This is a genomic window from Bradyrhizobium sp. USDA 372 (assembly GCF_053629095.1).
The window spans coordinates 5,241,754-5,256,621 of sequence record NZ_JBRJHR010000001.1; the positions used below are offsets into that span (position 1 = coordinate 5,241,754).

At 60.4% G+C, this 14,868-nt stretch carries 11 protein-coding genes and 6 pseudogenes; 12 read left to right on the top strand and 5 right to left on the bottom strand.

The genetic code is table 11. The features are described from left to right. Positions 1-132: 132 nt before the first annotated feature. Together AB7M16_RS24600 and AB7M16_RS24605 are read right to left on the bottom strand one after the other, a co-directional pair. Entirely contained in the window at positions 133-300 is a 168-nt protein-coding gene (locus tag AB7M16_RS24600; RefSeq protein ID WP_157786120.1) for a hypothetical protein, read from the bottom strand. Between the two features lie 103 nt (positions 301-403). Then, a pseudogene (locus tag AB7M16_RS24605) lies at positions 404-632 on the bottom strand (IS256 family transposase); the annotation flags it as partial. 265 nt (positions 633-897) lie between these two features. On the opposite strand from AB7M16_RS24605, the pseudogene AB7M16_RS24610 reads away from it, so the two are divergent. Then, a pseudogene (locus AB7M16_RS24610) lies at positions 898-2,102 on the top strand (IS110 family transposase). Between the two features lie 306 nt (positions 2,103-2,408). Here AB7M16_RS24610 and AB7M16_RS24615 read toward each other — a convergent pair. After that, positions 2,409-3,422, bottom strand: a pseudogene (locus AB7M16_RS24615) (IS256 family transposase); the annotation flags it as partial. A gap of 157 nt (positions 3,423-3,579) precedes the next feature. Here AB7M16_RS24615 and AB7M16_RS24620 point away from each other — a divergent pair. The 5 genes and pseudogenes from AB7M16_RS24620 (at position 3,580) to AB7M16_RS24640 (ending at position 6,136) form a co-directional block, all read left to right on the top strand. Next, on the top strand, positions 3,580-4,245 hold the full coding sequence (locus AB7M16_RS24620; RefSeq protein ID WP_124163948.1) for a type IV secretory system conjugative DNA transfer family protein: 666 nt from the start codon (positions 3,580-3,582) through the stop codon (positions 4,243-4,245). Positions 4,246-4,687: 442 nt separating this feature from the next. Further along, positions 4,688-4,771, top strand: a pseudogene (locus AB7M16_RS24625) (SEL1-like repeat protein); the annotation flags it as partial. Positions 4,772-4,810: 39 nt separating this feature from the next. Further along, the gene (locus AB7M16_RS24630; protein ID WP_245454693.1) at positions 4,811-5,407 is read left to right on the top strand and encodes a tetratricopeptide repeat protein; all 597 of its coding nucleotides are present in this window, start codon (positions 4,811-4,813) and stop codon (positions 5,405-5,407) included. Between the two features lie 345 nt (positions 5,408-5,752). After that, a complete protein-coding gene (locus AB7M16_RS24635; RefSeq protein WP_225115165.1) occupies positions 5,753-5,932 on the top strand; it encodes a tetratricopeptide repeat protein in 180 nt (59 codons plus the stop codon). A 24-nt stretch (positions 5,933-5,956) separates the two neighbouring features. Then, complete coding sequence (locus tag AB7M16_RS24640; RefSeq protein ID WP_245334194.1) at positions 5,957-6,136, top strand: SEL1-like repeat protein; 180 nt, start codon at positions 5,957-5,959, stop codon at positions 6,134-6,136. 261 nt (positions 6,137-6,397) lie between these two features. Here AB7M16_RS24640 and AB7M16_RS24645 read toward each other — a convergent pair whose 3' ends face one another. Next, positions 6,398-6,622 (bottom strand): hypothetical protein, encoded by a 225-nt coding sequence (locus tag AB7M16_RS24645; RefSeq protein ID WP_311739830.1) that lies wholly within the window; start codon positions 6,620-6,622, stop codon positions 6,398-6,400. A 525-nt stretch (positions 6,623-7,147) separates the two neighbouring features. Here AB7M16_RS24645 and AB7M16_RS24650 point away from each other — a divergent pair. The 4 genes and pseudogenes from AB7M16_RS24650 to AB7M16_RS24665 form a co-directional block, all read left to right on the top strand. Then, positions 7,148-9,556: a DUF3141 domain-containing protein gene (locus tag AB7M16_RS24650; RefSeq protein WP_158672180.1), complete on the top strand. Its 2,409-nt coding sequence runs from the start codon at positions 7,148-7,150 to the stop codon at positions 9,554-9,556. A gap of 374 nt (positions 9,557-9,930) precedes the next feature. Next, positions 9,931-11,013 carry a hypothetical protein gene (locus tag AB7M16_RS24655; protein ID WP_453945408.1) on the top strand — a complete coding sequence of 361 codons (1,083 nt, stop codon included), beginning with the start codon at positions 9,931-9,933 and terminating at the stop codon, positions 11,011-11,013. Between the two features lie 66 nt (positions 11,014-11,079). Next, positions 11,080-11,379: a hypothetical protein gene (locus AB7M16_RS24660; protein ID WP_124163951.1), complete on the top strand. Its 300-nt coding sequence runs from the start codon at positions 11,080-11,082 to the stop codon at positions 11,377-11,379. A gap of 466 nt (positions 11,380-11,845) precedes the next feature. After that, a pseudogene (locus AB7M16_RS24665) lies at positions 11,846-12,003 on the top strand (IS256 family transposase); the annotation flags it as partial. Positions 12,004-12,022: 19 nt separating this feature from the next. Here the strand turns inward: AB7M16_RS24665 and AB7M16_RS24670 are convergent. Beyond that, positions 12,023-12,199 (bottom strand): annotated as a pseudogene (locus tag AB7M16_RS24670) (IS3 family transposase); the annotation flags it as partial. 357 nt (positions 12,200-12,556) lie between these two features. On the opposite strand from AB7M16_RS24670, the gene AB7M16_RS24675 reads away from it, so the two are divergent. Then, a complete protein-coding gene (locus AB7M16_RS24675) occupies positions 12,557-12,808 on the top strand; it encodes a hypothetical protein (protein ID WP_453945409.1) in 252 nt (83 codons plus the stop codon). Next, positions 12,798-14,867 (top strand): recombinase family protein, encoded by a 2,070-nt coding sequence (locus AB7M16_RS24680; protein WP_453945410.1) that lies wholly within the window; start codon positions 12,798-12,800, stop codon positions 14,865-14,867. The genes AB7M16_RS24675 and AB7M16_RS24680 overlap by 11 nt, the downstream gene beginning before the upstream one ends. Position 14,868 lies beyond the last annotated feature (1 nt).

Below are 14,868 nucleotides of genomic sequence, written 5' to 3' on the forward strand. Positions count from 1 at the left end.
GAAGGGCGATACTATTCATCATCGCACTCCTCCGCGTCCTCGCGCCTGTAGGGCGTCATGCGGACCACACGTCGCTCCACTCGCGTGCACTCTTCGGGGTGGTAGTAGTTGCGAACCAGCATCGCCACCCTCCTAGATCAGGCCGGCGAGCACAAGTGCCGAGACGATCGTCTTGCCACCACATGCTTCGCAGAAGCCCTGGTCTTGATCGGGCTCCATGTCGGCGGTGTTGTTGCACCCCGCCGTCATGCAGATCGCGGGGCTCGTTTGAACTCTCTCGGCAAGAGAAATGTTGGACATCGTGTCCTCCTCGCTACGAGCTTCCGACCCATTCGGGTGCTCGTTCCGAGGCGGAGCGAGCGTCCACTACTGGAGCTATGCGGGATTTTGGGTGACGAGGTGATCAGGCGGCGTGGTTTTCCGGCATTTGGATGACCTCGATGCCGTCATTAAATCTGACACCTGCGATGACCTTGGGCATTGGATTTGTGCCGTTGAGCCGCCGGCAGGTCTTTGATGCGGCGATGACCAGCTTGAACACCATCAGGCTTGGCGGTGGTCGGCGACAACGAGCCCTTGGTGCGCACCGTTCTGTGCCGCACGGTCGCGAACACGCTTTCGATGGGATTGGTAACCGGTATGAGATGGCTCGGTGCCAACGTTCCGCTGCGGTGTTCCTACATCGTGGCGTATGGTGCGACCATCGGGACAGAGGCACCGGGAGCACGAAGTGCGGACAGGCCGATGCACACGATGAGCCGAGAGCTCGAGTTAGTAGCTGGCCGCCTCTGCGACTCGCCCGGTTGCGCCGCGAGCGCGAATCCGTAGTTGTCGTGTCGCCCGCAGCTCCCGTCATGTGTTCGGCAGAGGAGGTGCGAATGCGACGGATAAATTGGCATTGATGTCCACCGAACCTTCGGGGAGGTGGTATTTTGGGAGAACGGCAGGCTTCGACATGCGGGTCGCATTGATATGACGCGGACTGCGCTGGAGGGATTTGGCAAAACCCCGCTGGCCGGTGATGAGGTGGTGCTCGAAGCGACTGGTAACCGCCTGGCGGTGTCGCGGGTTCTGGCGCCATTCGTGGCGCGGGTGATCATCGCCAATCCGTTGCAGGTGAAGGCGATCGCCCAGGCTCACGTCAAGACCGACAAGATCGATGCCGGCACGCTCGCCAGTCTGCAGGCGGCGGGATACCTGCCGCAGATCTGGACGCCTGACGCGGAGACCGAGCGCAAGCGTAGGCTGGTGGCGCGGCGCTACCAGGTCGTGCGGCATCGCACGCGGCTCAAGAACGAGGTGCATTCGATCCTGCACGCGCACCTGATCCCGAAGTGCCCGCATGCCGATCTTTTGCCGGGCATGGTTGGCCGCTCAACAGTTGCCGGACGATGAGTGAGCGGCCATCGACCGGCATGTCCGTGAGCTTGACCGGCTGGCGGAAGACCTGGTCCTGCTCGACCGCGAGATCGCGCGGGACGCAATCGAGGATTCCGCGGTCAACAGATTGATGACGATCACCGGCGTGAACCTGGCGGTCGCCGCCGGCATCGTGGCGGCGATCGGCGACATCAGCCGGTTCAACAGCCCGCACAAGCTGGTGAGCTATTTCGGGCTGAACCCGCGGGTGCGGCAGTCCGGGTTGGGAGCAGCCCACCACGGCCGTATCAGCAAAATCGGCCGCAGTCATGCGCGCGCCATGCTGGTCTAAGCGGCCTGGGCAGCGGCCAAGGCGCCCGGTCCACTGCATGCTTTTTTCGTGCGGATCCGTGCGCGGCGGCCATCAGATCGCCGCGGTGGCCGTGGCTCGGAAGCTCACTGTGCTCTGCTGGCACTTGCTGACAAAGGGCGAGGATTACCTGTGGGCGCGCCCGGCGCTAGTCGCCAGCAAGACCCGCGCGATGCAACTTCAAGCCGGACATCCACAACAGAAAGGGAGCCGCCGTGGACCAGCCTATGCCTACAACATCAAGCCGCTGCGCGACCGCGAGATGTTGATTGCCGCCCAGGCCGAGCAAAGCTACGAACGATTCGTGTCGCAATGGAAGTCGCGGCACCCAAAAAGTGGCTCGCGAGCGCCTCAGTTCGGCAGGACAAAATAGGCAGTCCGGTGACGCTTGCAGCCGACGCGTCACGCTTCGCCACGAGGTCGCCCGCGCCCAACAACCATAATCGCGGCTGATGGCAAGTTCTAGCCAGGAATGCAGTCCCGTTCCACTGCCAGTGTGCCGCCGTGCTCGGGCCGGTCAAGGCCAAGCCTTGCGGTGGCCGCAGATGCGGCCAGCCTTGACCGCCCCGGCGCGCGGCGGCTGCGAGATCGGTGGCCGGGACGGAAGAATGGCCCGCAGCGCAGCCGAACAATAGGTGGACTTACAGCGATCTCCGCAGTCGTCGTCTCGGCGACGAAGAAATCGCTTGTCCATCTCATCCGTCGTGCGCAGATGGTCCCAATGCTCGGCGGGGAAGTCGTAGAAGGTCAGCAGCGCGTCGCGGTCCTTGGTGAGGCATTCGACCGCCCGGCCATACTTGGCGCGGTATTTCTCGGCAAAGACATCGATCGCCGCTTCGGCGGCCGCCCGGTTCGGCGCCCGGTAGATCTCGCGCAGGTCCGTCTTCATGTTCGCCTGCACCGAGAGCGGGACCTTGTCCAGGACATTCACGGTCTTGTGCACCCAGCATCGCTGGTGCCGGGTGCCGGGACAAGCCTCATCGAGCGCCTTCCAGAAGCCGAGCGCGCCGTCGCCGACGGCAATTTCCGGGGCGATCTGCAATCCGCGCTGCTTGACGTCGATCAGGAGCTCGCGCCAGCTCTGCGTGCTCTCCCGCACGCCGACCTGAAAGCCGATCAGTTCCTTCTTGCCTTCCGGCGTTGCGCCGATCAGCACCAGCATGCATTCGCCGTGCTCTTCCATGCGCGCCTGCAGGAAGACCCCATCGGCCCACACATACACGTAGCGCCGCGCCGACAGATCGCGCTTCTGCCAACGCTCGTACTCGCCTTGCCATTCGGCCGTCAGCCGGGAAATCACCCCTGGCGACAGGTTCGGTGCGTCCTTACCCAGCAGGGCCGTCAGCGCCTCCTGGAAGTCGCCGGTCGAGATGCCGCGCAGGTAGAGCACCGGCAACAGCGCGTCCAAACTCCTGGTCCGTCGCGCCCACAGCGGCAGAATCGCCGAGCTGAACTGGATCCGCTCGCCATCGCCGGCCGCGCCGCGGTCCCGAATCTTCGCCCGTGCGACTTCGACGGGGCCGATGCCGGTCGTTCGCGCCGGGCCGCGACCGTGCCGCACCACGCGGGCGCGCCCATCGGCCGGCTTCAAGTCCTTCATCGTGGCAAGAAACGTCGCGACTTCGACCTCGATCGCCTGCGCCAAAAGCTGCTGCGCGCCCGCTCGCAGGATATCCGTCAGTGGATCGTTGATCTCGTCGGGCTGACGAAGACCGCTTCTCGCACCTTTACATCATTGGCAAGACTGTACCGGAAAGTCGACTTTAATCGAGACGACGGCGCTTCAGGACATCGAGCGCGGATGTGGAATCGCTCTTATCGATCCTCACGGCGACTTGGTGGAGCGCGTCGTGGCGCAGGTTTCCACGAGACGCTCATCAGACGTGATCTACTTAAATGCGTGCGATCCCTCCCAGCCGTATGGGTACAATCCCCTGCGGCATGTCCGTGAAGATCGGATCGCGCTCGCTGCTTCTGGCTTCATCGAAGTATTCAAGAAAATGTGGCCGGATGCATGGGGCCTTCGCATGGAGCACATTTTGCGCAACGTTTTGATGGCGCTGCAGGAGCAACCGCACGCCACGATGCGCATCCTATCGGACCGGAAGTTCCGCGCCGAGATTGCGCGACACTTGAAAAACGAGTCGGTTCGGACGTTCTTCATAAAAGAGTTTGAGCGGTTCTCGTTTGGCTACCGTGCCGACGGCACGGCGCCGATCCAGAACAAAGTGGGCGCCTTCCTTTCAGATCCGATACTCAACAGACTTCTAACCGCTCCCCAGCATGATCTCCATGTGCGGCAAATCATGGATGAGGGCAAAGTACTACTGGTGAACCTGGCCAAAGGGCAAATCGGTGAGGACAGCTCGTACACCTGGGCGGATTGCTCGTCACTACGCTCGCGCTTGCTGCGTTTAGCCGCGCCGACCTACCCGAGTATGAACGGCGTCCGTTCTTTGTCTACGTCGACGAGTTTCAACACTTGCAGTCGCCCACCAATACCTCCATCAGCTTGAACCAGAGGTGCGTCACGCCGTTCTCGGAAACGCCGGTACGATCATATCCTTTAGGGCTGGTTCAGACGGTGCGACATACAGGGCGCGGAACTTTCAAGGCCGATTTGATGAAGCCGATCTGTTGCAGCTGTCCAACTATCGTCTACTTAAAGCTGATGATTGATGGTACTCTTCTGATTGATGGTACTCCTTCACTTCCCTTCAGTGCGACCACGCTTGAGCCCTGTACTTTTCGAAGTTAGTGAGAGAAGCTGTTATCCTTGGAAGCCATCGCGGAAACGTGAATTGCATCGCGCCGAGCCTATTCATCAAGGAGGCCTTCCGGCTTCAATGCGGTCGGGCACTCCATCTCTACAGCGAAGGGCAGGGGTGCACGAAGGACTTCGCTGCTGCACTTCGTTGATATCACGCGGCGGCCGATCAGAAGTTTGCACCTGCCGAGTTCGCGCTCGGCGATGTCTATTATCAGGGACGCGGCGTACCCGTCGATTTCGCCCAGGCTGCGATCTGGTATGGCAAGGCCGCCGCGCAGGATCACGTGAGGGCGCAGATTGGGCTCGCATTCATGACGCTGAAGGGTAGGGGCTTGCCCGAGAGCCCGACTGAGGCTGCTCGCCTATTCCAGAGTGCCGCCACGCATGATGATCCGATCGCACTCTACAACATCGGCCTGTTTCGGTTCAGCGGCAAGGGCGTCGCCAAGGACCTCGATCGCGCCGAGACCGCGCTGCGCAAGGCGGCGCGGAAGGATTATCTTCCGGCAATTCAGGCACTCGCGGAATTCTATTCGAGCGGAGCCGATGCCGAGCCCGATTTGCGGGAGGCGGCGATTTGGTATGAGAAGGCGGCCGAGCGGGGCGATGTGCAGGCGCAATTCTTCGTAGGGCGGTTCTATGCGACTGGTGTCGGTGTCTCGCCCAACATTCGTCATGCCGCGAAGTGGTTCGAGCGCGCGGCCGAAAATGGCCATGCCACTGCGGCGTTCAATGTTGCAATCTTCTATCTCAACGGCTCCGGCGTTCAGCGCAACTTGGAGGCCGCGATAAAATGGTTTCGAACGTGCCTCCGATGGCGGCATCAGCGCCGCACAGGTGCAACTCGGAAAGCTCTATTCGACCGGCGCTGGCGTTCCCAAAGATCAGGAAATGGCGTCGGAATGTGAGCAGGGCCGCCAGTAGCGGAGATCCTGACGCCAAGACCGCCTATGCGGTCTTCCTGCTTCATTAGGATGCGTCTGCTGATAACGTTGCACGCGAGCACTCTTTGTTGGGAGAGGCCGCGGAGGCTGGTCATCCTCCGGCGGCGTTTCAACTGGGCGCGCTGAAGATGGGTAAGTTCGGAGGGGCCGCCGATATATTAGGCGCAATCCTATGGCTTACACGGGCGGGGGAAGCCGGTTATGTCGAGGCGCAGTACATGCTTGGACTTCTCCATCTGGATCCGAAAGAGCGGCGTGGGGAATGCTCAGCAGCATCATCGTGGATGACCAAGGCCGCGCGCGCGGGGCATGCAGCCGCACAGTTCCAGCTCGCCGTTATGTACTGGAGTGCGCCTGGATCTTGCAGAGGGTGTGAACTGGTATGAGGCCGCTGCAGAGCAGGGACATACTGTTGCGCAGTACAACCTCGCCGTGATGCTCGGGAGGGGACAGGGGCGCGAGGCTGACGTGACGAAGGCGACGGAATAGCTTCAGAGAGCCGCCGAGCGAGGCATGGCGGAAGCGCAGGTTGCTCTGGGCGACGCGTTGATGTCAGGCCGAGGCACCGCACAAGATCGGGACGCAGCAGTCAATTCGTATCAATACGCGGCGCGGCAACGCAATGAAGGCGCCGTGCGGCGCCTCCAGTCGATCGGCGCGACACGCGAGGAGACTTTCACACTGGAAACATAGGCTTTACGCTAGCCTCGGGCGAGGCGCAGCGCCGCTGCCAGGCTGCAATCCAGGTCAGCACTGGGCGCCACAACACTAAACAGTCGGCCGTGAAGAACCGCCCAAGCCATTGAGCGGGAGTCAATTTTGGAGCGGAGCAAGGTTTAATTGCTACCTTTTGGGGTCTGAAGGCCGGGAAGCTTGCAATTTCATTTTCAAGATTGAAGGAAGCCGCTGGCGCGCATTGAATTTCGTCTCCTGTTCTCAATTGGGGTCGATGTATTAGTTGGCGGAGCTCGTGCCGACGATCTGCAAATGAGCGGGAACATCGAATTCCATCTCGCGCGACACCTCGACGATGGTTTCTGGATGATGGCCATTCTTGGACAGCGCGTACTTGAACGCGTGGGTGCGGTTCAGGAAGAGACCGCGAAAAATCGCCGTTCTGTTCGCGCGCAACCCAAATCCCACGGCGATTCCTGCGACTGCCCAGGCGAGGCGCAGCACCGCCAGTGCTGAAAACCGTAGGCGACCGCATCCGCGGCGCTTCCAAATTGATGGATGGCAGCCTTAAGGTCTCTGACGTTTGTTCCCAATCACAACGCCGAGCATTGCATTCTCGCTTGGGTGTCAGCTACACGGGCTCGCGACGCTCGTGTAAACGCCAGCAAGGAATGTACAGACGTCCGCTATCTAACAAAGGTGATCCGCAGTGTCTGATTTCTGCCAGTGTTGGTTTTCGATCAGACAAAACCTGTGCAGCAGAACAGGAAGACGGAAGTTGCTTGGCCATACTTCGTCTCGGCAGCAACAAGATGCCTGGCATCGACTTTGCATAGAGCGATTCGGGAACGTCGTGGAAAGTCACCCCTGCTCGCAAAACGTCCTCTTGAGGTTACGCTTTCTTGGTCACACTGACCTCGCTTGCGAGCAGTTTGCCGGATGAAAGATGCCGTAGACAGGCAATCCGGCACCACAGCGTGAATCAGCACTACGGGGCGGCATCGACTCTAGAACAGAGGAGGTCAGGCCATGTCTGACTCGTTCCAGCGCTCCAACTTGGCCCAGTCAATGGAAGCGCAACATGCAGAACTCGAGCACGCGCTCACCCGCAGCCCATTCAGACTCCACGCTGATCGCATGGTCCAACAGGGCGCGAAGACCATCAACATTCTACAAGTTGCCTGGATACTGCGGGTCAAGCGCGGCTGCGAAATGGTCTTTATGCGCCTGCCCGAGCTCTTGGCAAGCGGCGAACGTCTGGCCAAAGATCTCCGGAACCTGCGTGACGATGGACAGCTTGGGGTTGCCTGGCGTGAATACACCCGCGACGCGGGCGAGCGCGCTATATTGCTAATCGATCTTCTCCGGGAGAGCGGCGACCTCTTTCTTGAACATGAGGCGGCAGGCTGTCAGCCGGTTCTTTTCTACGAGTACGAGAAGATCATGGACGGAAGGGATCTTCCCGTAAAGTCCAACTTCGTATTGCTGCGCATCATCCCGCCGCAAGATGTTACGGTCGATTACTCCCGTCGTCGGCCCTTTGTTATCATCCCTCCACGTGCGGGACACACTGCGGGTGTGGGAGCCCACGAGCACGATAGTCAGCTCGGCGTCGCCTTGCGCGAAGGTCATCCAGTGTATCTGGTGAGCTTCCGTCGCGATCCGGAGCAGGATCAGCAACTCTCTGATGTGGCCTATGCGGAAGCGGCGTTTGTTCGAGAAGTGATCCGCCGGCATCCGCGCGCGCCTCTGCCGGCCATTATCGGCAACTGCCAAGCAGGCTGGGCGACCCTCGTTCTGGCCGCAACAAACCCTGACTTGACAGGACCCGTCGTCATCAATGGATCACCGGTGACGGCTGTGTCGGGAAACATCGGCGACAACGCTTTCCGCTACATTGCCGGCATATTCGGCGGAGTCTGGATCCCGATGTTTCTGTGCGACCTTGGCCAGGGCATGTTTGATGGAGCCAATCTCATACATAATTTCGAGATGCTCAATCCCGAGCGCCGGCTGTTCCTCAAGTACGCCGAGCTTTTCCGCGACGTGGATACGACGCGCGAAAGCTTTCTTGCCACCGAGAAGTGGTGGAGCAGCTTCTGCTTGCTGCACGAAAACGAGATCTGCTGGATTCTCGAAAACTTGTTCATCGGCAACCGGCTCGGCAAAAACATGGCCTACCTGGGATCGGAGCGTCAGCACGTGGATCTCAAGCAGATCCGGGCGCCGATCATCGTGTTTGCCAGCCATGGCGACAAAGTGACGCCGCCCCAGCAGGCTCTGAATTGGATCACAGATGTTTACGAGGACGAGGAGGAGATCCGCGTTCGCGGCCAACACATTATCTATATGGTGCATGACGACATCGGGCACCTCGGCATCTTCGTCTCTTCAAAAGTTGTCAATAGGGAGTTCCGGCAAGTTGCAACCACGCTTGAGGCAATCGAAGCGTTAATGCCCGGCCTCTACGAAATGTGCGTCAAAGATGTTCAGGAACACGATGGACGAAAAAGCTTCAGTGTTGAACTAGTCGAACGCAGCTTCAAGGACATCCGGGCATTGAACGACAACTATCGCGATGAGTTCCCTTTCGGTGCAGTTGACCGGGCGTCTGAACTTCAGGCACAGATCTATCACACAATCGCCCGCCCCTTCGTCAGAGCTGCAGTCACGACCTTCACGGCCCAAGCTTGCCGTAGTGTTCACCCGGAGCGCCTGTCGCGAGCGCTAATTTCTTCGCGAAATCTGATGCTGGCTGGCTTCAAGTCCATAAGCGAGCAGGTTCGCCAGTCTCGAGCCAAGGCCAGAGTAGATAATCCATTCCTGCTGGCGGAAGCCTTGTATGTGCAGCATATCGCACAGGCGATGATCTACTGGCGCGACCTGCGCGACATGATGTATGAGCTGACGTTCCACAGCATGTGGAACACTCCTTTGCAGCACTATTTTGGTGATCGCTACGAAGTGCAGGCGAGGCAAATGACGCCAGAAGAATTGAGGTCGCGCCCGGACGTTCAGTGTGCGCTTAAGATGATCGCGACCGGCGGCTTTATCGAGGCCGTCATCCGCATGATGGCGCTGCTTGTGAGCGATCGCGGCGGTATCCGCCGCGATCGTCTCGATCGCTGGTCACGCGTCCTGACGCAGAACGAGCCGTTCCGCTCGGTCCCTTCTGACCGTCTGACTACAATCACTCGCCAACAGACCATCATCGCCACTTTGGAACGGGAGCAAGCAATCGAGACCCTGCCATTGCTGCTGGATGACTCTGAGGAGCGCCGCCGCGCCTGCCTGGTCGCACGCTATGTACCTGGTCCCATCGCGGAAATGTCGCCGAAGACGATCGACCTCCTAGGGCGGTTTGCTCAGGTGCTTGAGCAGCCGCCAATCACCGGCGATGTTACCGAAAATCCGTTGGCACAAATGAAGGCTGAGTAAAGCGTCGACGCTTGGCGTAAAGGATGACCATCGGCTTGAGCGCCAGGCGTGGCAACTGAGGGCAATGTCGATGCGCCTCGTAGTTGGCACAGGATGAAGCCAGTTCGTCCTGCACGTTGTACTCTGACGCTTGCGGCTGGAGCGGCCAAACATGTTCGACGCGCGCCTATTGTGTGTTCCGGATCCTGAGCGCTGATGGTAACGGAGGGCTCGAAGTTCAAGAATTAGCTTGACGAAAGAAGCGAGCAGATACCGATGCGTTCCCTTTGCAGAAAAGAACCAGCCGCGCTGAAGTCGTCGAATCTGGCGACTTCCTCCGGACCGAGCAGAGATATTAGTTGTTGGGGCACTTTCTCCCTGCCGAAATCCGCGGAATGGAGTTCTTCGCCGTGGACCACGATACCATCCGCGCCGAGCTGATGTACTTGGAGTCCCTTGGCTCCCGAATCTCGGGCTCAAAGAGCCACGATCAACTTGCAGAGCATGTTAAACAGCAGTGGGCCGATTTCGGTATGCGAGTTCACGAGGACGTCTTGCGTTTCGATCGCTGGAGCATGGCTGCAGAAAACCCCGACGGTCTGCGTCTTAAGATCGACGGGCGCGATATAGCGATCTCTTCGGTCTTTCCCTACTCCGGGACCACCGGCCCCCTAGGGACCGAGAAGCAGTTGTACAGATTGCGCGGTCCAATACCGCGATGGACCAAAGCGCGCGGCGGAATTGCGGTCGTCGAGGTCCGAAATCGGGAGTTCCCGTTTGATGCGGCGGTCAAGACTTGGGATCGGGCGCGTGCATGGGGCAAGACCACTATGCCGCTGCTTCCTGCCACGTTCGCCGGCCTCGGTCTGGCGCGTGCTAGACGAGCTGGCGTTGAGGTGGTGATCTTCGCCTGGCGTGGCATAAGCATTTTCAACGCCAAAGGACAGTACTTACCGTTCACGTTGCCCTACCAGAACATTCCAGCGGTCTTCGTGGCTGGAGACGACGCCGACTTGGTGCTGGACGCCGCCTCACGGGCCATGCGGGCGACGCTCGTCGTCGACGCCGTGATCGAGCGAGACAGCACTATGCGAACAATATGGGCGGCCGTGGAAGGTAACAGCGCAGCCCACGAAACTGTGCTCGTGGTAAGCCACAGTGACGGTACAAACATTGTCGAGGAGAACGGCCACGTCGGTTTGGTCGAACTCGCGCGCCAGACTGTCGCTCGACCGTTGGCACGCACAGCCGTCTTCGTGTTAACCGCTGGACACCTCCGAATCCCGGCGGTCACCGATCATGGCCAAGCCACTTCGCGCTGGTTGCGGGACCACCCGCAGTGGTGGGCCGGTGGTCCGGGAAATCGCCACGCAGTGGCAGGTCTGGTGATCGAGCACCTCGGTGCTCGGGAATACCGTGACGATCCTCTCAAAAATACCTATGGCCCGACAGGCAACCCCGAACCCGAACTGCTCTAGGCCTCCAATCCGGAGCTGACGGCGCTTATCGAATCAGAGTGGCGTACAACCGGACAAGCGCCGAGAGTGTCAGCCCCAAACGCACTCATTCAGTTCGGCGAAGGCCAGCCGCTCTACCTAAAGGGCATCCCAAACATCGCGCTCGTCACCGTGCCGCAGTACCTACTTAGTATTGAACCGGGCGACTACGTCGACGTCGCTCTTCTGGACAGACAAGTCGGCAGCTTCGCGCGACTGCTGCGACGAATTGACGCCATGCCCAGCAACGAAATCGGAACCGTCGAGACAATTACTCCACTCGCGAAGGCGGCTGCCGCGCTGCGCGCGATTGGCATTCTCGCTTGCAGCTCATCGGACTGGCGGTAATCCGGTTGCACCAACCTCCAAAAACGTACGGAGACAGTAGTCAGCTCGAGGGTCCAGGTCAAAGCGAACCGGCAAGAGCGCCTTTTCGCGTCCGCTTCTGGCTCGAATCTGAAGACCACTTTCCACCCTCTAAGACTTTGCGTCGATGCGGTGCGGTCCGCCGGACGTCATTCAGACAGCAGAACGTGGCCTCGCCGCCAGCGCTCGCGGTAAGACCGCCGGCCATGCCCGTCCCGCGCAGCGGGAGCCGGGCATCACCCAGGTGATGGCCATGCTCCAAAGGATCGGCACCGAGCAGCCGCGGCGGAGCCCACGGGGTCCTAACTCAGAGCGGAGTATCGAGCACACTTTTATGAGGTTTATGAGGTAGCCTGCGGGAAGTTCTGCAAAAGCTGAGCGGCTGAAGCGGTCATGGCAAGTCCGGTGGTTGCGAAGATCACCGCTCGTAGAGGAGCTTGGACCCGCCATGACCGTGACGACGATTAAGACGGATGTCTCTGCAGTCAAAGAGTTGTTGAGGTCGGACAAGGAGTTCCTGAAGCCGCTGATCCGCAGGAAGACCCTCGAAGCCGAGATGACGGAGACGCTGGGTGCGGAGAACGGAGAGCCAGCGAGGGAAGGCTTGTGACCTTGCCCCCAAGTTTTATCCAATCCTGAGTTCGCTCCGGCTGTTGGATTTGCCCGGTTGGGTGGTGGCAGCGACGGGAGCTGGCGGCGGAGCTTTCGGCATAGCGCAGCGCCAGATTCCGGCGCGGGTGACAGCTGAAGGCGAACTCGGAGGGCGTTTTCCATCCTGCGAGTGTGGTCGCGCATCGTTGTACAACAAGACTCAAGAACGCCCACAAAACCGTTTTTCGCGAGGTTCTTTATCGATTTCATCCCTGGTTTGGTCGCCGAGTTTGCGTTCATGGAACGGTCGGGAAGGCTGATGATGTCACTTTCCGCTGCTCTCTGGATGGATCGCAAGCGGATCGATGGTTGGAGGTTCCAGCATGGATGTTCGATCGGGCAGCATGCCCTGACGCCGAGCTTTTGGCAGCTCAGCCGTTTGTCAGCATCGATGCACTTGCGGCGCTCTCTGCGCTTCTCGATCTGGCGTTGAAGGGTCGAACGTCATCAGCTGCCCTGCTTTCTGGCGCATCCAGAGTCTCTCACGACCAGAATCGGGGAGCGACTCATGTCACGCCAGACGGCAATGCCAGGGAGCGGATACCGACACAATCGACAACCGCGGCCGCAGCCGCAGCCGCAGCCGCAGATGGATCTGTTCGGGAGTGGCCTGTCAAACGGCGCCATCGGCGCGCCCGCATGGCTGGAGTTGCCGGCGGAAGCCCGGGCGGCCCTCACGAGCCTGATGACGCAGTTGATCCTCGACCATGCTGCGAGGACAGCAACGCTGCCCGCGAAGGAGGTCGATCATGATCTCTGACAAGGTCAGGCCTCATCATCTGGAGCGCAAGGCGATTCTTCACGTGCGTCAATCCTCGGCCCATCAGGTGTTGCACAATCGCGAGAGCAGCGCGCTGCAATACGCCATGCGGGACCGGCTGACGGCTCTCGGGTGGTCAGAGGTTGAAGTGATCGATGATGATCTCGGTCGTTCAGCCGCCGGCGGCATACAACGCGCTGGTTTTGAGCGGATGGTAGCGGAGGTTTGCCTTGGCAAGGTTGGTGCGGTTTGCGCCCGCGAGGTCTCGCGCTTCGCCCGCAACAGCCGGGATTGGCAGCAACTCATCGAGATGTGCCGCGTGGTCGACACCGTTCTGGTCGATCAAGAGACCATCTATGCGCCAAGACACGGCAACGACCGCCTGCTGCTCGGGCTCAAGGGCAGCCTCAACGAGTACGAGCTGGATCTGTTGCGCCAGCGCTCGCTCTCGGCACGCTACGAGAAGGCGCGCCGGGGCGAGTTGGTTGTGACAGCGCCCGTCGGCTTCGTGAAGGCCGGCGATCGTTATGAGAAAGACCCGGATCGGCGTGTCCAGGAGGCGATCAAGCTGGTGTTCGACAAGGTCGAGGAACTGGGAAGCGCGCGTCAGGCGCTCTGCTGGCTCCACGAGTACAATCTCGATCTTCCGGTGAAGCAGACCAACGGCGACACGGCCTGGCGGCGACCAAACTACTCTGCCATCCACCGGATCATTGAGAACCCGGTCTACGGCGGCGCCTATGCCTATGGTAAGACAGCTGTGGCGGCGGGATATGGCACCGCGGGCGTGCGCGTGAAGATCCGCCGCAAGGCGCGGAACGAATGGCTGACGCTGAAGCCCAACACTCACGAAGGGTATGTGAGCTGGGAGAAGTTCGAGGCGATTCGCACCATGGTCAGCAGCAATGTTCCCACCAGTCGGCATCACGGCGCGCCCAAGCATGGTGACGCGTTGCTGGCCGGTCTGATCCGCTGCAAGCGCTGCGGTCGTAAGCTCACACTCCGCTACTCCGGCATGGAAAACCATATCCCGCGCTACAGCTGCAGCCGTGCCTGGATGGATAATGGCGGGGCCCACTGCATCGCCTTCGGCGGACTGCGCGTCGATGACGCCATCGAGGAATCGCTGCTTGGAGTCGTCGGTCCGGGCGCTGTCGCCGCCGCAACCGCTGCCGCCAAGGGAGCCAGGGAGCGGCGCGATCAGGTACGCGATGCTCTCAGTCGCGACCTCGAAGCGGCGCGCTATGCCGCCGACAGGGCTTTCCGGCAATACGATGCCGCTGATCCCGCGAACCGGCTGGTGGCCAGTGAGCTGGAAGCGCGCTGGAACAGGGCGCTCGCTCACGCGGCGGAGGTTGAGGCCAAGATCGCCATGCATGATGTGGCGACGCCCGCACCCCTTGCTGATCCAGCTTCGTTCGGCGTTCTGGCCTCGAACCTCAAAACGGTCTGGGATGCGCGGACGACGGATGCTCGTCTTAAGAAGCGCATTGTGCGCACCCTCATCCATGAGGTCGTGGCCGATATCGACGACGCGGCCTCGGAGATCGTTCTCATCGTTCATTGGGTGGGGGGCGCCCACAGCGAGTTGCGCTTGCCGAAGTGCCGGCGCGGACAGCGCAACAGCACCTCGGCCGATATCGTCCAGGCCGTGCGTCAACTGGTGCTGATCGCCAGCGACGATCTGATTGCCGGCCTCCTCAATCGCAACGGCCTCAAGACCGGCAACGGCAATCGCTGGACCCGCGAGCGCGTCACATCAATGCGCTCGAACTACCACATCCCGGTGTTCAAGCCTGCCGAGGACGGGATCGAGCCATGGCTCAACCTTGGCAACGCCGCAAAGCTCCTGAAGATCGCGCCCAAGACGCTCCGGCTGGCCGCTGAAGCCGGCGAGATCGAATCCATCCATCCTCTTCCGGATGGTCCTTGGATCTTCGCCCGCACCTCGCTGATAACAACTGCTGCTCGATCTATCGCCGAACGAGCGCGACAGAACCCAAAATACCCCGCGGGATCGCATCCCGCTCAACAAAATCTCTTCTCTTCAATCACATAGC

Coding starts and splice junctions, on each gene's coding strand:
- AB7M16_RS24600 (WP_157786120.1), bottom strand. CDS start 300: ATGTCCAACATTTCTCTTGCCGAGAGAGTTCAAACGAGCCCCGCGATC.
- AB7M16_RS24630 (WP_245454693.1), top strand. CDS start 4,811: ATGACGCTGAAGGGTAGGGGCTTGCCCGAGAGCCCGACTGAGGCTGCT.
- AB7M16_RS24635 (WP_225115165.1), top strand. CDS start 5,753: ATGCAGCCGCACAGTTCCAGCTCGCCGTTATGTACTGGAGTGCGCCTG.
- AB7M16_RS24640 (WP_245334194.1), top strand. CDS start 5,957: ATGGCGGAAGCGCAGGTTGCTCTGGGCGACGCGTTGATGTCAGGCCGA.
- AB7M16_RS24650 (WP_158672180.1), top strand. CDS start 7,148: ATGTCTGACTCGTTCCAGCGCTCCAACTTGGCCCAGTCAATGGAAGCG.
- AB7M16_RS24655 (WP_453945408.1), top strand. CDS start 9,931: ATGGAGTTCTTCGCCGTGGACCACGATACCATCCGCGCCGAGCTGATG.
- AB7M16_RS24675 (WP_453945409.1), top strand. CDS start 12,557: ATGTCACGCCAGACGGCAATGCCAGGGAGCGGATACCGACACAATCGA.
- AB7M16_RS24680 (WP_453945410.1), top strand. CDS start 12,798: ATGATCTCTGACAAGGTCAGGCCTCATCATCTGGAGCGCAAGGCGATT.